This window comes from Mycobacterium sp. NGS18, assembly GCF_059813185.1.
In genome coordinates this window covers 13,445-30,751 of sequence record NZ_JCALEC010000014.1, presented here as the reverse complement: position 1 = coordinate 30,751, position 17,307 = coordinate 13,445, and the positions used below count along the sequence as shown (strand labels likewise).

16 protein-coding genes and 2 pseudogenes are annotated in these 17,307 nt (G+C 69.0%); 2 read left to right on the top strand and 16 right to left on the bottom strand.

The genetic code is table 11. The annotated features are described in order from the left end of the window. The 7 genes and pseudogenes from AC5Y31_RS19905 to AC5Y31_RS19875 all read right to left on the bottom strand — a co-directional run bounded on the left by AC5Y31_RS19905 (nucleotide 1) and on the right by AC5Y31_RS19875 (nucleotide 9,528). A pseudogene (locus AC5Y31_RS19905) lies at nucleotides 1-2,702 on the bottom strand (fumarate reductase/succinate dehydrogenase flavoprotein subunit). Continuing rightward, complete coding sequence (locus tag AC5Y31_RS19900; RefSeq protein WP_499982423.1) at nucleotides 2,699-3,430, bottom strand: ABC transporter ATP-binding protein; 732 nt, start codon at nucleotides 3,428-3,430, stop codon at nucleotides 2,699-2,701. The pseudogene AC5Y31_RS19905 and the gene AC5Y31_RS19900 overlap by 4 nt, the downstream one beginning before the upstream one ends. Then, a complete protein-coding gene (locus AC5Y31_RS19895) occupies nucleotides 3,427-4,275 on the bottom strand; it encodes an ABC transporter permease (RefSeq protein ID WP_499982422.1) in 849 nt (282 codons plus the stop codon). The genes AC5Y31_RS19900 and AC5Y31_RS19895 overlap by 4 nt, the downstream gene beginning before the upstream one ends. After that, a complete protein-coding gene (locus tag AC5Y31_RS19890; RefSeq protein WP_065022772.1) occupies nucleotides 4,272-5,624 on the bottom strand; it encodes an ABC transporter substrate-binding protein in 1,353 nt (450 codons plus the stop codon). The genes AC5Y31_RS19895 and AC5Y31_RS19890 overlap by 4 nt, the downstream gene beginning before the upstream one ends. A 24-nt stretch (nucleotides 5,625-5,648) precedes the next feature. After that, the gene (locus AC5Y31_RS19885) at nucleotides 5,649-5,876 is read right to left on the bottom strand and encodes a 4Fe-4S dicluster domain-containing protein (protein ID WP_064853937.1); all 228 of its coding nucleotides are present in this window, start codon (nucleotides 5,874-5,876) and stop codon (nucleotides 5,649-5,651) included. Further along, on the bottom strand, nucleotides 5,873-6,613 hold the full coding sequence (locus AC5Y31_RS19880) for a GntR family transcriptional regulator (protein ID WP_065022773.1): 741 nt from the start codon (nucleotides 6,611-6,613) through the stop codon (nucleotides 5,873-5,875). The genes AC5Y31_RS19885 and AC5Y31_RS19880 overlap by 4 nt, the downstream gene beginning before the upstream one ends. Nucleotides 6,614-6,765: 152 nt before the next feature. Continuing rightward, nucleotides 6,766-9,528, bottom strand: a complete 2,763-nt coding sequence (locus AC5Y31_RS19875; RefSeq protein WP_065022774.1) for an aminotransferase class I/II-fold pyridoxal phosphate-dependent enzyme — start codon at nucleotides 9,526-9,528, stop codon at nucleotides 6,766-6,768. 128 nt (nucleotides 9,529-9,656) lie between these two features. Between AC5Y31_RS19875 and AC5Y31_RS19870 the strand changes: the two genes are divergently transcribed. Further along, nucleotides 9,657-9,932: a hypothetical protein gene (locus AC5Y31_RS19870; RefSeq protein WP_499982419.1), complete on the top strand. Its 276-nt coding sequence runs from the start codon at nucleotides 9,657-9,659 to the stop codon at nucleotides 9,930-9,932. 6 nt (nucleotides 9,933-9,938) lie between these two features. Here the strand turns inward: AC5Y31_RS19870 and nusB are convergent, their stop codons facing one another. From nusB to AC5Y31_RS19855, 3 genes are read right to left on the bottom strand one after another with little or no spacing between them, the layout of a single operon-like run. Continuing rightward, nucleotides 9,939-10,430 carry a transcription antitermination factor NusB gene (nusB, locus tag AC5Y31_RS19865; RefSeq protein ID WP_065022776.1) on the bottom strand — a complete coding sequence of 164 codons (492 nt, stop codon included), beginning with the start codon at nucleotides 10,428-10,430 and terminating at the stop codon, nucleotides 9,939-9,941. Nucleotides 10,431-10,432: 2 nt separating this feature from the next. Beyond that, nucleotides 10,433-10,996 (bottom strand): elongation factor P, encoded by a 564-nt coding sequence (gene efp, locus AC5Y31_RS19860; RefSeq protein WP_065022777.1) that lies wholly within the window; start codon nucleotides 10,994-10,996, stop codon nucleotides 10,433-10,435. Nucleotides 10,997-11,010: 14 nt separating this feature from the next. Further along, complete coding sequence (locus AC5Y31_RS19855) at nucleotides 11,011-12,114, bottom strand: M24 family metallopeptidase (protein WP_499982416.1); 1,104 nt, start codon at nucleotides 12,112-12,114, stop codon at nucleotides 11,011-11,013. A gap of 33 nt (nucleotides 12,115-12,147) precedes the next feature. Here AC5Y31_RS19855 and AC5Y31_RS19850 point away from each other — a divergent pair, with 33 nt between their 5' ends. Continuing rightward, nucleotides 12,148-12,840 carry a B-4DMT family transporter gene (locus AC5Y31_RS19850; RefSeq protein WP_499982415.1) on the top strand — a complete coding sequence of 231 codons (693 nt, stop codon included), beginning with the start codon at nucleotides 12,148-12,150 and terminating at the stop codon, nucleotides 12,838-12,840. Here the strand turns inward: AC5Y31_RS19850 and aroQ are convergent. From aroQ to AC5Y31_RS19820, 6 genes and pseudogenes are all read right to left on the bottom strand, one after another. Further along, nucleotides 12,816-13,250: a type II 3-dehydroquinate dehydratase gene (gene aroQ / locus AC5Y31_RS19845; protein WP_065022780.1), complete on the bottom strand. Its 435-nt coding sequence runs from the start codon at nucleotides 13,248-13,250 to the stop codon at nucleotides 12,816-12,818. The genes AC5Y31_RS19850 and aroQ overlap by 25 nt on opposite strands. Continuing rightward, on the bottom strand, nucleotides 13,247-14,353 hold the full coding sequence (gene aroB, locus AC5Y31_RS19840; protein WP_301635259.1) for a 3-dehydroquinate synthase: 1,107 nt from the start codon (nucleotides 14,351-14,353) through the stop codon (nucleotides 13,247-13,249). Before aroB ends, aroQ begins: the two co-directional genes overlap by 4 nt. 92 nt (nucleotides 14,354-14,445) lie before the next feature. After that, a pseudogene (locus AC5Y31_RS19835) lies at nucleotides 14,446-14,970 on the bottom strand (shikimate kinase); the annotation flags it as partial. A 3-nt stretch (nucleotides 14,971-14,973) separates the two neighbouring features. Then, nucleotides 14,974-16,191, bottom strand: coding sequence for a chorismate synthase (aroC, locus tag AC5Y31_RS19830; protein WP_065022803.1), 1,218 nt, complete (start codon nucleotides 16,189-16,191; stop codon nucleotides 14,974-14,976). 123 nt (nucleotides 16,192-16,314) lie between these two features. Continuing rightward, nucleotides 16,315-16,686 carry a hypothetical protein gene (locus AC5Y31_RS19825; protein WP_234787243.1) on the bottom strand — a complete coding sequence of 124 codons (372 nt, stop codon included), beginning with the start codon at nucleotides 16,684-16,686 and terminating at the stop codon, nucleotides 16,315-16,317. A gap of 191 nt (nucleotides 16,687-16,877) precedes the next feature. Next, nucleotides 16,878-17,297, bottom strand: a complete 420-nt coding sequence (locus AC5Y31_RS19820) for a prepilin peptidase (protein WP_499982412.1) — start codon at nucleotides 17,295-17,297, stop codon at nucleotides 16,878-16,880. Nucleotides 17,298-17,307 lie beyond the last annotated feature (10 nt).

Below are 17,307 nucleotides of genomic sequence, written 5' to 3'. Positions count from 1 at the left end.
CTAGACGCCGGTGTGCAGGCCCGCTTCCTGCAGTGCGCGACGCGCGTAGGCGCGCACATCGGCGTCGCTGTCTTTCACCGCGATGCTCAACGCGTCGCGGGCAGCGACGTCCGCTGCGGCCCAGCGTGTCAGCCCCAGCACCGCGGCTTTGCGGACGTCGAGGTGAGGGTCGCTGAGAGCCACGCTCAGGCGTGGCACCGCCACCGCGGCGTGCGACCCGCCCAGCGCCCGTACTGCACCCACCCGCACTTGCCACGCCGACTCGGCCAGTGCCGGTTCCACGGCGGCGAGATCTGCTTGGCTGCAACCTACTTCGCCGAGAGCGGCCAACGCTGCGGCCCGCACCAGCGGATCCGCGTCACCGATCAGCCGGCGGAGGGTCTCAGCCCCGGCCTGCAACGTCGCGCACGCGTTGGCGACCGCGATGCGCACCTCCCGGTTGCCGTCACCGGCGGCGGTGGCCACCGCCGACGCATCGTCGACCGAGACCAGCGCACGCACCGCCTCGATGCGCACCCGATGGTCCGGATCGGCCAGCGCGAGGCGATATCGCGCCGGGTCGCCTGCACGCCGGCTGGCCAGTAGATACACCACGCAGGCGCGCACCACCGGGTCACCGGAGTCCAGCTGCGCGCCGGCCACCGTCGGGTCGGCCACCACTTCGACCAGTTCCCGCACCCCGTCGGCGGCGCTGCGCCGCACCGCGGCGTCCTCGTCGGCGAGCGCGTCGAACAACGCGGATTCGTATCCGTCCGGCGTGTGCTCGGTCAGGGCAGCCACCGCGGTGCGTCGCACCCCGGGGTCGGGATCGCCGAGGAAATCGGCGAGTTCGCTCAGCGTCGGTTCCTCCAGGGCGACGACGGCCGCGATCCGCGGCGACGGCGGGTGCGAGGCGCCCGGCGAGATGACCCGTGACTGTGCGGTCGACGGCGCCTGGCGCCCAGCAGCGGCGGCTGCGACACCGGGTGCACCGACTGGTCGGCCGGCGGCAGCCCGTCGAACTCGGGAACCGCCACGAAATACGGTGCCACCGGACGCTTCAGGAATTCCATGGCGCCGTCGGCACCCTTGCGCACATTGAGGTGATACCCCCACTGCAGGTCGTCGCGGCCGGGCAGATCGGCCCGCTCGTGGTAAAGGCCCCAGCGCGATTCGGTGCGCGTCAGCGATGTCCGGGCCGCCAGCTCGGCGCAGTCGCGGATGAACGACACCTCGACCGCCCGCATCAACTCATGCGGGTTGCGGGCGCCCATCTGGGCGATCTCGGCGCGCATCCGCTCGAACGTGTGCACCGCCAGCGACAGCTTGGCGGCGGTCTTGGGCGGCGCCACATAGTCGTTGACGAACCGGCGCAACTTGTACTCGACCTGCGGCTGCGGCGGGCCGTCGGGGTGGCGCAGCGGGCGGTAGATCAGCTCGTGCGCCTCGGTGAGCTGGTCAGCGGGAAGCTCCTGCGGGGCCGCGGTGTCGGCCAGCGTGGACGCCGCGTGCGCGCCGGCCAGATCGCCGAACACGAAGGCGCCGATCATGTAGTTGTGCGGCACGCAGGCCAGATCGCCCGCCGCGTACAGGCCAGGCACGGTGGTGCGGGCGTGCTCGTCGATCCACACTCCCGAGGCGGAATGCCCGGAGCACAGCCCGATCTCGGAGATGTGCATCTCCACGTCGTGGGTGCGGTAGTCATGGCCGCGGTTGGCGTGGAAAGTACCCCGGGTGGGCCGCTCGGTGGTGTGCAGGATGTCCTCGAGTGCCGAGAGCGTCTCGTCGGGCAGGTGTGACACCTTGAGGTAGATCGGACCGCGCGCGGAGTCGATCTCCGATTTGACCTCGGCCATCATCTGCCCGGACCAGTAGTCGGAGTCCACGAAGCGCTCCCCCAGCGCATTGACCTGGTAACCGCCGAACGGGTTGGCCACATAAGCGCAGGCCGGCCCGTTGTAGTCCTTGATCAGCGGGTTGACCTGGAAGCATTCGATGCCGGACAGTTCGGCACCGGCGTGATAAGCCATCGAGTAGCCGTCGCCGGCGTTGGTCGGGTTCTCGTAGGTGCCATACAGATAGCCCGAGGCTGGTAGGCCCAGCCGGCCGCACGGCCCGGTGGCCAGCACCACCGCCTTGGCTCCCACCGCGACGAATTCGCCGGTGCGGGTGTGCAATGCGGCCGCTCCGACCGCACGGCCACCGTGGGTGAGCACCCGTACCGGCATCAACCGGTTCTCGATGCGGATCTTCTCCCGCATCGTGCGTTGCCGCAGTACGCGGTAGAGCGCCTTCTTGACGTCCTTGCCTTCGGGCATCGGCAGCACGTAGGAACCGGAGCGGTGCACGCGGCGCACCGCGTACTCGCCGTGTTCGTCCTTCTCGAACTTCACGCCGTAGCGTTCCAGCCGTTGCACCATGGCGAAGCCGCGGGTGGCGGTCTGGTACACGGTGCGCTGGTTGACGATCCCGTCGTTGGCGCGGGTGATCTCGGCGACGTAGTCTTCGGGCTCGGCCTTGCCCGGGATGACCGCGTTGTTGACGCCGTCCATACCCATCGCCAACGCACCGGAGTGGCGCACATGAGCCTTTTCCAGCAGCAGCACCCGCGCGCCGTGCTCGGCGGCGGTCAAGGCGGCCATGGTGCCGGCGGTGCCGCCGCCGATCACCAGCACATCGCAGTCCAGCCGCAGCGGCCGCGCGGCATCAGGTATCTGAGTCATGAATAGTCCAATGCGGCAAGCAGTTCGGCGCGCAGCTCAGGTTCGGCTTGGCCGCTGCGCGGTTCGGGGACATCGACCAGGGCCCGCAGCGGCTGCCCGGCGCGGCCCAGCACCGCCACCCGGTCGCCCAGTGCCAGCGCCTCGTCGACGTCGTGGGTGACGAACACGATCGTGGTCGGGTGGGTGCACCAGGTTGCGATCAGCAGCGCCTGCATGGCGGCGCGAGTCGCGCTGTCCAGCGCCCCGAACGGCTCGTCCATCATCACCGCGCGTGGCGCGCCGGCCAGCCCGCGGGCCAACTGGACCCGTTGGCGCATCCCGCCGGAGAGGCTTTTGGGCAGATAACCGCCGAACCCGTCCAGACCCAGCTCGGCGATCCAGCGCTCGGCCTGAGCCCGGCGGCGATGCCGCGGCACACCGCGCAGCCGCAACGCCAGCTCGATGTTGGACCGCACCGAGCGCCACGGCAGCAATGCGTTGTCCTGAAACACCATCCCGCGATCACCGGAGGTGCTGCTCACCAAGGCATCGTCGGCCAGCACCTGTCCGCGCTCGGGCGCCAGCAGCCCGGCCAGTGCGCGCAGCACCGTCGACTTGCCGCATCCGGACGGTCCGGTCAATACCAGGATCTCGCCGGGCCGAACGGCCAGACTCAGCTCGTCGATCACCGGGGAATCGGTGTAGGACAACCGGACCCGGTCCAGGGTCAGACTCATGCCGGACGTCATCGCGCGTTCTCCTCACTACGGGGCAACCAGCGGGTCAGCCGGCGTCCGACCACCTCCACCGCCGCCGAGGTGGCGAAGCCCAGCACTCCGATGGTGATGATGCCGACGAACACATCCGGGTAGGCCAGCACCGTGTAGGCCTGCCAGGTGCGATACCCGATGCCGAGCCGGCCGGAGATCATCTCCGCCGAGATCACGCAGATCCACGACACCCCCATCCCGACCGACAGGCCGCCGAACACGCCCGGCAGGATCCCCGGAATCACCACCTGGCTCAACACATCCCAGCGTCCGCCGCCCAAGGTGCGGACCGAGTCCTCCCACAGCGTGGGCAGTGCGCGCACCGCGTGCCGGGTGCTGACCAGGATCGGAAAGTAGGCGGCCAGGAAGGTGATGAATACGATGCCCTGCTCGCCGGCCGGAAACAGCAGGATCGCCACCGGGACAACGGCGATCGCCGGGATGGGCCGGACCAGTTCGGTGAGCGGTCCGACCACGTCGGCCGCCACCCGGGATCGCCCCAGCAGGATGCCGGTGGCCACCCCGGCCGCCGCGGCCAGCCCGAAGCCGGTGAGGATCCGGATCAGCGATTGCGCCAGGTCCAGCCAGTACACGTCCGTGCTCAGCCGGCGAACCAGAGTCGTGAAGACCTCGTCGACGGTGGGCAGGGTGTCGAATCGAAGCCACCACCGCACGTCGGCGGCGGTCAGCAACTGCCACAAGCCGATTGCGACGGCCACCGAGGTCAGCCGCAGCAGCCAGGACCGCCGGGCCGAGCGCGGCCGCTGTGGTGCCGCGCCGGCCGGGACCGTCGCCGCGGGGGCACCGGCGATGACCGCGGTCATGCCGCGCCCGCCAGGGCCTGCTGGTAGTCCAGCACGACGGCGCCGGGGTGCGCGGCGAGGTAGCGTTGCGCGCCCGCGGTGGTGTCGAAAGGGAGGTAGCGCCCACCATCGCGGACCCACGCGGACTTGTCGGCGAACCAGCGGGTGCCCAGCTCGGCATCGTGGACGTAGGCCGCCCGGACGTGGTCGCCGCGGGCGTTCGCGGCGCGCGCTGCCTCGAGCAGCGCGGTCGGATCGGCAACCGTCACAGTGGTGTCCGATCCCTGCAGCCAGAGCTCGCCACCGGTCGTCGGGGGTATGTCGAGGGCGGCGACCGCCTTGTCGTAGTCGACTTTTCGCTCGGCGAACGCCGCACGCAGCGGCTCGTCGGAGACGAAGCCGTCCACGTCGAGGTCGGCGAAGTCGCCGATCGACTTCAGGTAGGGCACGTCGTTCTTCAACGCCTCCACCAGTGCCGGCTTGAGGGTGGTGTCGAACGATGTTCCGCCCGGCCCGTTGTAGAGGTAGACGACCTCTTGCGGCAGCCCGCTGTCCGCGGCGACGATCCGGGCCGCCTCCAGCGGTTTACGGTTGAGGAATTCGGTGGCGTCCAGCTGAGCCTGCAAAAACGCGGCGAGCACTTCGGGGTGGTTCTGCGCGTAGGCGCGACGCACCACCACCCCGTGCAGGGTCGGGTAATTGAGCTCGGCACCGTCGTAGAGAAGTTTCGCCCGGCCCTGATAGACCAGGAGTCCGGGCCAGGCCACAAACTGGGACAGGCCCTGCACCTGACCGGATTCCAGCGACGAGGCACCGACCTGGGGTTGCTGGTTGAGCACCTCGACGTGGGCGCCCGTGCCGGCCAGGGCGCGCAGCAGGGTGCCATGCCCGGCTGATCCCACGCTGGCCGAGACCTTGGCCCCGGCCAGGTCGGTCAGGGTGTCGGCCGGTGAATCCGGTGCCACCACCACCATGTTCAGCGCGCCGGCGGGGTGGTAGCCGGTCACCGAGACCAGCTGGGTGCGGGCCTGGGCATTGGTCTGGGTCCTGACCCCGTTGACGAGCATCGGGTAGTCGCCCATCGAGCCGATGTCGATCTTCTCGGCGAGCATCTGCGCGGTGATCGGTGCCCCGGTGTCGTAGTCCTGCCATTCCACCCGGTATTTGGTGCCGGTGCGCGCGGTGATGTCGGCGAGCCGGTGCTCCAGGTAGCCGCGGGCGCGCAGCAAGGTTCCGGCGGTCGCGGTGTTGATGGTCTTGGACTGGTAGCCCACCACCACGTCGACGGAATCACCCGGGGCGGTGGAGTCCAGCGAGCAGCCAGCCGCGATGACGGCGGTGAAAGCCAGTGCGATCACGGTTCTCTTCATGTAACACCTTGGTGGTCAATGCATTCAGCGGAGGAGGTAGGGCATATTGACGGTGACCGCACCGGTAGGGCACCGGGCGGCGCACGGTCCGCAGTACCAGCACTCGTCGACGTGCATGAAGGCCTTGCCGTTGTCCGGGTTGATCGCCAACGAATCCAGCGGGCAGATGTCGACGCACAGCGTGCAGCCCTCGATGCACAGCGACTCGTCGATGGTCACCGGAACGTCGGACCGGCCGTTGATCAGCGTCATGGAGTGCTCCTTGTCAGGTTGCCGCGCATGGTGACCCGGTCACCGCGCATCCGGATGTATTCGAGATCGACGGGCCTGCCGTCGGCCAGGCTGGTCAGGCGCTCCAGCATCAGCAGCGCCGCGCCGCCGGGAATCTGCAGCAGTGCCGCCGAGTGCGGGTCCGCCGGAATCGCCTCCAGGGCCAGGCCGGCGGCTCCGAGATGCTGGCCGCTGATCCGCTCGAGCAGCGGGAAGACATCGTTGGTCTCCAGCGGGTGGGCCAGCACGGCGGCGCCGATATCGGGTGCCAGATAGGTCTGATCCAGGCTCAGCGGCACGTCATCGAGGTAACGCAGCCGTTCGATGAACACCACCTGCGCGCCGGGGTCGAGCAAAAGCCGCCGGGCCACTGACGGCGGGGCCGACACCGTGGCGGCCACCCGCACTTCGTTGCGCACCTCTTGACCGTTGAAGGTCTCCTGCAGGCCAAGCAGTGCGTCCAGGTCGTGATCCAATTTGTGCTGCGCCACGCGAGTGCCGGTTCTGGGCCCCCGGCGAATCAGCCCTTCGGCCTTCAGGACGGCCAGTGCCTCACGAATGATGTTGCGGGAGACGGCGAATTCGGCGGCCAGCTCCGGTTCCCCGGGCAGGCCGTCGTCGTAGGCACCGCCGTGGATCTGGTGGCGCAGGACGTCGGCGACCTGCCGCGCCCGGTCCGCACGGCGGATCGGCTGTGCTGCGAGTCGGGCTTCGGCCATGCAGACACGCTAAGGGCGCCGCGCCGGTCACGGCAGCACAGCGAATCCTGCTGATCAGCGGGCTGATTCATTACGCCACCAGGCAACACCCGACTGCCAGCGGAAACCGGTCACCGTATCCGCATTGCGCCGCAGCGTCGCCGGTGGGCCGGTTAACAATCGTGGTGAGGCGAACCGCTGCCGGGGGCGTGCGCGTACCGCGCCAGCGCCTCCGGGGTGAACACGGCCAGCCCCAGCTCGGGGTTGTAGCCGTGAATTTCCTTGACGTCGAGTTCGGCCAGGAAGTACAGGATGTCCTTGGAGATCACCTGTCCGGGCACCAGCACCGGGAAGCCGGGCGGGTACGGCACCACGAAGGTGGTCGACACCAGAGCCTTGCCATCGGCGACCCGGCGCCCGGCATCGCCGAGCAGCACATGCTCGCGGTCGGACTCCTCGTAGCCGCCGTAGAACGCCGACCGCATATCCCCGAATGGGCTTGCGCTGTCGGGTCGAAACGCGTGATCGAACTCGCTGAAGTCGGGCAGCGGCGGCAGATCTTGGGTGATCTCGACGATTCGGCGCTGCTGCAGCGCACGATCGTCGGTGCTGGCCGCGTTCCAGACGCGGTCCAAGTCGGTAGAGACCCGGCGCAGGGCGTCGAGCAGGTAGTGCACGCTGGACCAGGTGACGCCGATGGTGAAGATCAGCAGCACCGAGTTGATCGAGGTCTTGTTGATCTGAATTCCGAATCTGTTCATGAGGATCTTCTCGCGGAAGTCGTAGCCGTTCATGCCGGTCTTGCCGACGAACAAGGTGACCCGGGTCGGGTCGAGCACGAATTCGTCGGAACGCCACGCCTCGTTCCACTCCGCCAGCGCACCCTGGCGGACCTGCCGGTAGGAGCTGACCGTGGATGCCCGGAACCGGTCGGGCACCAGATCGTCCTCGTCGAGGATGCGAAACCACTTGCTGATCAACCGGTCCTTGCGGACCCGGTGGCGAAACACCAACGCCATGTCGTAGACCCGGCGCACCATGTGGAAGCCCTCGATGTCGACCTGCCGGCGGGCCAGGTCCAGCGACGCCAGCAGCTGCTGATTCGGCGAGGTGGAGGTGTGGGTCAAAAACGCCTCGGTGAACGATTCGCGGGCCAGCGCGTTGAAGTCCTGGTCGCGCACGTGGATCATCGACGCCTGGCGCAGCGCGGACAGCGACTTGTGGGTGGAGTGGGTCGCATAGACCCGGACCCGCGCCGAGGGGTCCGGCAGCAGCCGATGCTCGCTCCACTGGTCCCGGTCGATGCCGGCCATGCTGGCGCGCCACTCCTGATACTCCTGGGCGTAGCGAGCCGAGGAGAGCATGATCTCGAGGCGTTCGGCGGCCACCATCGCGGTGCGCTGCCGTGCCCAGGGCACCGCCGTGGCAAACGCGTACCACGCCTCATCCCACAAAAAGCAGATGTCCGGCTTGATCGCCAGGATCTCCTCCATCACCCGCTGCGGGTTGTAGACGACGCCGTCGAAGGTGCAGTTGGTCAGCAACAGCATCCGGACCCGGTGCAGCTGCCCGGCGGCCTCCAGATCCAGCAGTGCGCGTTTGATGGTGCGCAGTGACACCGCCCCGTAGATCGCGAACGGCGCCAGCGGGTAGGCATCCAGGTACATCGGATACGCCCCGGCCAGCACCAGGCCGTAATGGTGCGATTTGTGGCAGTTCCGGTCGATCAGCACGATGTCACCCGGGCGGGTCAACGCCTGCACGACGATCTTGTTGGCCGTCGAGGTTCCGTTGGTGACGAAGTAGGTATGGTCGGCGTTCCAGGTCAGCGCGGCCTTGTCCATCGCGACCCGGATGGTGCCGTGCGGGTCGAGCAGCGAGTCCAGCCCACCGGACGTCGACGAGGTCTCGGCCATGAAGATGTTGCGGCCGTAGAACTCTCCCATGTCCTGCAGTGAGCGCGAGTTGAAGATGCTGGCGCCGCGCGCCACCGGAAGCGCATGGAATTGGCCGACCGGCTCGGCGGCATAAGCCCGCAGCGCATCGAAAAACGGTGTGGCATAACGCTTGCGGATTCCGGCGAGCACGCTGCTGTTGAGGTCGGTGGCGTCGTTGAGCCGGTAGAAGGTGCGGTCGTAGACGTCGGGCTCGTCCTCGGCGTCGGCGGCGATCGACTCGTCGGTGAGCAGGTAGAGGTCGATGTGGGGCCGCAGCAGGCGCATCCACTCCCCGCATTCGATGGCATCGCGGCCGCAGTCGATGGTCCCCGCGTCGTCGTTGGCGCCCAGCAGCGTGTTCATCAGCGGCACCCGGTCGCGCGACCGCAGCGGCAGATCGTGCCGCACGATCGCCGCCTGGATCTCGCCGTTGAGCGCGACTGCGGTGACGGCGTCTTCGACGCTGGACACCACCAGCAGTTCGATCTGCACTTCGTCGTCGGGGCGGCGCAGTGCGCGCAGGTTTTCCGCGAGGCTCTCGGGGGCGCCCGACGGCGAGTCGTCGGCCAGCAGCACGGTGTAGAACTGCTGCTGGCGGGCTTGGGCCACCAGCTCCTGATCGGCCAGCGGTGCGCCGAGGTCGAACAGCGCCGCCCGGTCGCCGTAGTCCGACAGCAGCCGCACCACCAGCGACACCTGTTCGGAAAGCGATACCGTCGCCATCGACTCGAGGTATCCGCGCAGGACTGCCAGGGTGGCGGCGCCGGGGAACAGCCAGTACCGCTCGTAGGCGCCGAGCCGGTCCAGCAGGCGCTTGGCCCGCGCGGCGTGGTGGGTGGTGTCCAGTCCGGACCGGTTGGCCTCGGCCAGTTGGCGGCAGGCGTCGTCGAGCAGATTCCAGGTGTCCACCCGCGAATACGACGGGTTGGCCACCGCCGCCAGCGCTGACACCCGCAACCTCCGGCGCTGCCCGTCGCTGTCCGAGCTCGTAAGGCCCATAAGGCCAGTGTGGCCCGAGACGCTTGCGGGCGGGGCGCTTTCGCATGGTCCGGCAAGGGCCGAAGGCCCTTCGATCCGGGAACCAATTGCCGTGTCGACGCGGCACCGCCGTGGGTAGCGTCGGACCGGTGGGCCAGATCGGCAAACTCGACATCTATACCGCCGCGGTGGCCGGCGCACAGACGGCCGAGGAGGCCTGCGAACGCCTAAGCGCCGCGGATTGCCCGGCGGCCGTGCAGGACGGATCGGTGGTCATCGACGACGGCGAAGCCAAGGCGAGCCCGTTCGAGGGCGTCAACCAAATCGGTGACGCCTTTTTCCTCTGGTGCCTGCATGACCGGGGCGGCGAGCTCGCGCGCTGCGTTGCGCGCGGCCCACAGGGCAGTTGCCCGCCCCGGCACTGACGCCGGCTACTCCTCGGTGTCGGGCTGCTGAGTCGCCTGGCGAACCGCCTGCGATGCCGCCCGCAGCTGGGGCGTCACCAGCATCACCTGGCCCAGTACACCGTTGACGAAGCCGGGCGAGTCATCGGTGGACAGCTCCTTGGCCAGTTTCACCGCCTCGTCGACGGCGACCGGCTCGGGTACGTCCTCGGCATGCAGTAGCTCCCAGATCGCCACCCGCAGGATCGCCCGGTCCACGGCCGGCAGTCGCTCCAGCTTCCAGCCCTGCAGATGCGAGGTGATCAGGTCGTCGATATGGGCGCTGTGGGCGGCGACACCGGTGGCCACCGTCACCGTGTACGGGTGCAGCGGCGCCACGTCGGGCTGCTGGCTGGCCAGCTCGGCCCGCATCGCCGCGCCCTCGGCCGGGGTCAGCCCCCGAGCCTCGGACTCGAACAGCAAATCGACCGCGCGCTTGCGTGCCTGATGCCGTCCCTTGACCGGCTTGCCATCGGGCATGGTCAGGAGTTGACCCGTCCCAGATAGCTGCCGTCGCGGGTGTCGACCTTCAGCTTGTCTCCGGTGTTGATGAACAACGGCACGTTGATCTGGGCACCGGTCTCCATGGTGGCCGGCTTGGTGCCCGCACTGGACCGGTCGCCCTGCAGGCCGGGCTCGGTGCTCGCGACCACGAGTTCGACGCTGACCGGCATTTCCAGATACAGCGGCACCCCGTTGTGGAAGGCGATCTGCACCAGCATGCTCTCCAGCAGGTAGTTCGCCGCGTCGCCGACCAGCGACTCGGGCAGCGGGTGCTGCTCGTAGTCTTCGCTGTCCATGAACACGAAGTCCGCGCCGTCGCGGTACAGGTAGGTGGCGTCGCGCCGGTCCACGGTGGCGGTCTCCACCTTCACGCCGGCGTTATAGGTCTTGTCCACGACCTTGCCCGACACCACGTTCTTGAGCTTGGTGCGCACGAAGGCCGGACCTTTGCCCGGCTTGACGTGCTGGAATTCGGTGATCTGCCACAGTTGGCCGTCGATCACCAGCACCAGTCCGTTCTTGAAGTCAGCAGTTGAAGCCACGTTTACTACGTCTCCTAGAGAATGGTCAGTTCCTTGGGGAACCGAGTCAGCAATTCCGGGGCCTGTGCGGGAGCATCAGCGACCACGAGCGTGTCCTCGATGCGGACGCCGCCACGATCGGCCAGATAGACGCCGGGCTCCACGGTCACCACAGCACCGGCAAGCAGTGTACCGTCGGCCGCCGCGTTGATTCCCGGCGCTTCGTGAATCCGCAAACCCACCCCGTGGCCGAGGCCGTGGCTGAAAGTCTCGGCGTAGCCGGCGCCGGCGATCACCTCGCGCGCGGCGGCGTCGACGTCGCGCAGCCCGGCACCCGGCTGCAGCGCCTCGCGCCCGGCCCGCTGCGCCGCCGCCACCACTTGGTAGATCTCGGCCTGCCAGTCGGCCGGCGGGCCCAGCACGAAGGTGCGGGTCATGTCGGAGTGGTAGCCGGCCACCAGCGCCCCGAAGTCGATCTTGACGAAGTCGCCGGCGGCCAGCACGGCGTCGGTCGGCCGGTGATGCGGGATCGCCGAGTTGGGGCCGGCGGCCACGATGGTCTCGAAGGAGGCGGCGTCGGCGCCGTGGTCGAGCATCAGGGCTTCCAATTCGCGGGCGACCTCCTTTTCGGTGCGGCCCGGCCGTATCCCGCCGCGGTCCACCAGGACGCTCAGTGCGGCGTCAGCGGCCTCGCAGGCCAGCCGCAGTAGCGCGACCTCACCGGCATCCTTGACCTCCCGCAGCGCCTCCACCAAGCCCGAGGCCCGCACCAGCTCGGTGCCGTCGGCGGCGTTGGACAGCGTGTCGAACCCATCTACGGTGACGACGTGTCCCTCGAACCCCAGCCGGCGCACCCCGGCCGCCGCGGCCTGCGCCACCAGGTGGCTCGCTCCGGCCCGCTCGATCGCGACCGGCAGATCGGGGGCCTGCCAGGCGGCCTGGGTGCGGTACCGGCCATCGGTGGCCAGCAGCGCGGGCCGGTCGCCGGCCCAATTGTCGGCATAGACCAGCAGGGCACCGGCCGAACCGGTGAATCCGGACAGATAACGCACGTTGACCAGGTCTGTGACCAGCATCGCGTCCAGATCGGCCGCACCGATCACAGCGCTCAGACGCAGTCGACGGGAGGAATGTGTCACGCGGTGTGACGGTACTCGCTACGCTGTGCCCCCATGAGCAAGTGGTTTCTTCGCGGATTGGTCTTCGCAGCGCTGATGGTCGTCATCCGCCTGATCCAGGGGGTGTTGATCAACGCCTTCGAAGCGCAGGCCGGGCTGATCAGCCTGATCCTGATGATCTTGTTCGTGATCGCCGTCATGGTGTGGGGCCGCTCGGACGGCCGCGCCGACGCCAAAGCCAACCCCGACCCCGACCGGCGCGAGGACCTCGCGATGACCTGGCTGGGTGCCGGGCTGGTCGCCGGTGTGCTGAGCGGTTTGGTGTCGTGGATCATCGCGCTGGTCGACAAGGCGCTCTACGTCAGCACCCTGTTCAACGAGCTGACCAGTTTCGCGGCCTTCACCGCGCTGCTGGTGTTCGTGCCGGCGGTGGCCGCGGTCACCCTGGGACGCCGTCGCGTCGACAAGGACTACGAGAAGCAACCGATGCGCCACCACGGCCTGGCCGCCCAGGAGGAGGCCGCCACGGACGTGTTCGCCAGTGTGGGCGCCGCTCCGGTGGCTGCCGAGGAGACCGCCAGCGCCCCTGCCGACGCGGACGCGACGCTGGCCGGTCCGGCCGCCGGCTTCACTACCGAGGAGTACCCGACCGAGGAGTACCCGGCCGAGAACGAGGCGGCGACCACCGAGATTCCCCCGATCGCCGACGACGGCGGCCAGACTCAGCCGGGCGACTCGGCCAGGTAGCGCAGCGCCAGCAGGTAGCCGCGCACCCCGAGGCCGACGATCACCCCGCTGGCGATCGGACTCAGGTAGGAGTGGCGGCGAAAGTCTTCGCGCGCATGCACATTGGAGATGTGCAATTCGATCAACGGTGCGCTGAGCTCGGCGCAGGCATCGCGCAGCGCCACCGAGGTGTGGGTTAGGCCACCGGCGTTGAGGATCACCGGTTCGGCGGCGTCGGCGGCGGCGTGAATCCAGTCCAGCAGTTGGGCTTCGCTGTCGCTTTGGCGCACCACGACGTCGACACCCAGCGCGGCCGCCTCGGCCTCGATCAGTGCCTGCAGGTCCGCGTAAGTGGTGTCGCCGTAGACATCCGGCTCGCGCAGGCCTAGCCGGCCCAGGTTCGGGCCGTTGATGACGTTGATCCGGTTCACCGTCGCTCCAATCGGAAACGCCGGCCCACCTCGTCGTAGGCGGCGGCCAGCAGCATCGGGTCGGGCCCTTCCAGCCGGCCCGGCTTGGCCAGGCCGTCGAGCACCACGAACCGCAGCACGCCGGCCCGGTTCTTCTTGTCCCCCATCATGTATTCCAGCAGCGCCGGCAGGGCGCTCTCGTAATAGCTGACCGGCAGGCCCAGCGACAGCAGGATCGAGCGGTGCCGGTCGGCGGTTTCGTCATCGAGGCGTCCGGTGACACGGGCCAGCTCGGCGGCGAACACCAGCCCGACCGATACCGCGTCGCCGTGCCGCCACTGGTAGTGCTCCAGCGCCTCGATCGCGTGCGCCAAAGTGTGGCCGTAGTTGAGGATTTCGCGCAGGCCTGACTCCCGCTCGTCGGCGGCGACGACTTCGGCCTTGACGATGATCGAGCGCCGGATCAGCTCGCCCAGCACCTCACCGGTCGGATCCATCGCGGCTTGCGGATCGGCTTCGATCAGATCCAGGATCACCGGATCGGCGATGAAGCCGGCCTTGACGATCTCGGGCATCCCGGCGACGATCTCGCGCTGCGGCAGCGTCTCCAGGGTGGCCAGATCCACCACGACGGCTGTGGGCTGATGGAACGCGCCGACGAGGTTCTTGCCCGCCTCGGTGTTGATGCCGGTCTTGCCGCCGACCGCGGCGTCGACCATGGCCAGCAGGGTGGTCGGCACATGCACAATCGAGATGCCACGCAGCCAGGTGGCCGCCGCGAAGCCGGCCACGTCGGTCGCCGCGCCCCCGCCGAGACTGACCAGGGCGTCTCTGCGGTCCAGCCCGATACGGCCCAGCACATCCCAGATGAAGCCCAGCACCTGCAGCGACTTGCCGTCCTCGGCATCGGGGATTTCGATGCGGTGCGCCTCGATTCCCTTGTCCGCCAAGTAGCTTCGGATCGCCTCCGCGGTCGCCTCCAACGTCGGCTGGTGCAGGATCGCGACCTTGTTGCGCCCGGCGAGCTGATCGGCGAGATCTCCGAGCAGGCCTTTGCCGATCACCACCGGGTACGGCGGATCGGTGGCCACCGTCACGGTGATCGGCTCGGGAATCTCGGTCACTTACGTCCTCCGGTCTGTCGTGCGGCCAGCGTGGCGGGGGTGGGCGGTGAGCCGGCCGGTGCCGGCGGCGGTTGAGCCCCAGTTGCCGCGGGGGCCTTGCGGTTCGGGACGCCGGCCTCCAGCCTGGACACGATATAGCGGACCACCGCTCCGGGGTTGCGCCGGTTGGTGTTGACCCGGATCGTCGCCAGGCGCCGGTAGAGCGGCACCCGCTGGGCCATTAACTCGCGGAACTTCTCGGCCCGGCCCGGCCCGGCCAGCAGCGGCCGCACGGTGCTGCCGCCGGTGCGCCGTACCCCTTCGGCGGCGCTGATCTCGAGGAACACCACGGTGTGGCCGGCCAACGCTTCGCGGACTCCAGCGCTGGTGACCGCTCCCCCGCCCAAGGACAGCACTCCGTCGTGCTCAGCCAGCGCCGCGCGCACCACGTCCTCCTCGATGCGGCGGAACTCGGCCTCACCATCGGTCGCGAAGATGTCGGCGATGCTGCGTCCGGTGCAGGCCTCGATGGCGGCGTCGGTGTCGAGCATCTCGACGTCGAGCGCCTTGGCCAGCCGCCGTCCGATGGTGGACTTGCCCGCCCCGGGCAACCCCACCAGAACCGCTCTGGGAGCCACGGTCTACCCCGATGCCCGGGCCTGGTCGCCCACCGGCCCGCGCTCGGTCACCGAGCGCCGGTACGCCTCGATGTTGCGGCGGGTCTCGGCCAGCGAGTCCCCGCCGAACTTGGCCAGCGCGGCGCGGGCCAACACCAGCGCCACCATGGCCTCGGCCACCACTCCGGCGGCCGGGACGGCGCACACGTCGGAGCGCTGATGGATCGCGACCGCTTCATCGCCGGTGGCCATGTCGACGGTCGCCAGTGCCCGCGGGACGGTGGAGATCGGCTTCATCGCCGCGCGCACCCGCAGCGGCTGGCCGTTGGTCATGCCGCCCTCCAGCCCGCCGGCCCGGTTGGTGGAGCGCACCACACCGTCGGGACCGGGGTACATCTCGTCGTGGGCGGCGCTGCCGCGCCGACGGGCGGTGGTGAAACCGTCGCCGATCTCGACCCCCTTGATCGCCTGGATGCCCATGATCGCCGCGGCCAGTTGACTGTCGAGGCGGTCGTCGCCGCTGATGAAGGACCCCAGCCCGATCGGCAGGCCCGAGACGACGACTTCCACTACGCCGCCCAGGGTGTCGCCGTCTGCCTTGGCGGCCTCGATCTCGGCGATCATGGATTCCTGTGCCTTCGCGTCGTAGGCGCGCACCGGGCTGTCGTCGATCGCGGCCAGGTCTTCGGGTGCGGGCACCGGACCGTCGTAGGCGTCGGAAGCGCCGATCGAGATCACGTGAGAGATCACCTGAACGCCCAGGGCCTGCTGCAGAAACGCCCGCGCGATGGTGCCCGCGGTGACCCGCGCGGCGGTCTCGCGCGCGCTGGCCCGTTCCAGCACCGGGCGGGCGTCGTCGAAGCCGTATTTGAGCATGCCCGCGTAGTCGGCGTGGCCGGGCCGTGGCCGGGTCAGCGGCGCGTTGCGGGCCCCGCCTTCGGCGTCGAGCACGTCGGGATCCACCGGATCGGTGGACATCACCGTCTCCCACTTGGGCCACTCGGTGTTGCCGATCTCGACCGCGATCGGGCCCCCCAGGGTGACGCCGTGGCGCACCCCGGACAAAACGGTGACCGCGTCGGCCTCGAATTTCATCCGGGCGCCGCGGCCGTAGCCGAGGCGACGACGGGCGAGTTGGGCCGCGATGTCAGCCGAGGTGACGGTCACTCCCGCGACCATGCCCTCGACCACGGCGACCAGCGCGCGACCGTGTGATTCCCCGGCGGTTATCCAACGCAACACGTGTCCCATCTTCCCATGCCGGTCTTGGCCGCCCGGGCTCGGCGGAGGTTACGCGTGCGCACGCAGACGGCTCAGTATCGCGAGAAACGCCGGAATCACACCGGCTTGCCACCCCGAGTGGGGTCAGGAGCCGTTCTTGAGGATCAAATAGGTGACGGCGTCACGACCGTTGGTCACCGCATTGAGCTGGCTGTCCGCATTGCCGACGACGCCGTCCAGGATGCGGTCGAAGTCCTCGGCCGAGGTCTGCGGGTCGATCAGCACCAGCGGAGCTTCGCCGGGCGGGACGGCCGTACTCGGGTCCAGCAGGTACCCGCCGAACGCATCGACGTTGCCGGCCGAGGTCTGCGCGAACAGGTCCAGCCACTGCACGGTGGCGTCGGTTCCCTCGGCGCTGGAAAGCGCAACCGCCGGAACCTGCACGTCAGGCAGGGACGGCGAAGCCATGTTGGTGGCCAGCACGGCGCCGCCCACGACGACCGCAGCAGCGGCCACGCCCCCAATTACAGCTCGCTTCACGGTCACCCCCTCTGGTTAACCCCCGTCAGCAGAGTCAATACTGCTGATATTAGCTAATAATGGGCTGAGTAGCAAACGTTTCCTGTCAAGGTTAACTACGGCGTTAATTTGCGTTCGCTTATCCCAGCGCCGTCAGTGACCTCCACAATCGCGCTGAGGCGGCGTCCTCAGAACATTCCCAGACCCGCCGCCACCGCGCTGGCCAGGCACATCGATGGTCCGTGCGGAACCGTCGGCCCCCGGCGGGCCAACCCGGCGATCAGACCCCACACCCCGGTCAGCAGCGGCGCGAACAGTGCCGCCAGCAACCACACGTCGGCGCCGAAAGAACCGGTCAATGCACCGAGTCCGGCGGCGAGTTTGACATCGCCGGCGCCCAGTCCGGCCGGTGCGATCAGGTGCACCGCCAAATAGACCGCGGTCAGCGCCGCCGCCCCGGCCAGTGCCGCGGTTCCCCGGCCGGACCCGGCCGCCACCGCGGGCACTACCACCGCCGCGGGCAGGGTCAGCCAGTTCGGCAACCGGCGCTGCCGAAGGTCATAGCCACTCAGCAGCGTCAGCCACGCCGCCACCAGCACCGCCAGCATGGCGTCATGC

Excerpts from the sequence above, each read along its gene's own strand:
- AC5Y31_RS19900 (WP_499982423.1), bottom strand. The coding sequence starts at position 3,430 with ATGACGTCCGGCATGAGTCTGACCCTGGACCGGGTCCGGTTGTCCTAC.
- AC5Y31_RS19895 (WP_499982422.1), bottom strand. The coding sequence starts at position 4,275 with ATGACCGCGGTCATCGCCGGTGCCCCCGCGGCGACGGTCCCGGCCGGC.
- AC5Y31_RS19890 (WP_065022772.1), bottom strand. The coding sequence starts at position 5,624 with ATGAAGAGAACCGTGATCGCACTGGCTTTCACCGCCGTCATCGCGGCT.
- AC5Y31_RS19885 (WP_064853937.1), bottom strand. The coding sequence starts at position 5,876 with ATGACGCTGATCAACGGCCGGTCCGACGTTCCGGTGACCATCGACGAG.
- AC5Y31_RS19880 (WP_065022773.1), bottom strand. The coding sequence starts at position 6,613 with ATGGCCGAAGCCCGACTCGCAGCACAGCCGATCCGCCGTGCGGACCGG.
- AC5Y31_RS19875 (WP_065022774.1), bottom strand. The coding sequence starts at position 9,528 with ATGGGCCTTACGAGCTCGGACAGCGACGGGCAGCGCCGGAGGTTGCGG.
- nusB (WP_065022776.1), bottom strand. The coding sequence starts at position 10,430 with ATGCCCGATGGCAAGCCGGTCAAGGGACGGCATCAGGCACGCAAGCGC.
- AC5Y31_RS19850 (WP_499982415.1), top strand. The coding sequence starts at position 12,148 with ATGAGCAAGTGGTTTCTTCGCGGATTGGTCTTCGCAGCGCTGATGGTC.
- AC5Y31_RS19820 (WP_499982412.1), bottom strand. The coding sequence starts at position 17,297 with ATGCTGGCGGTGCTGGTGGCGGCGTGGCTGACGCTGCTGAGTGGCTAT.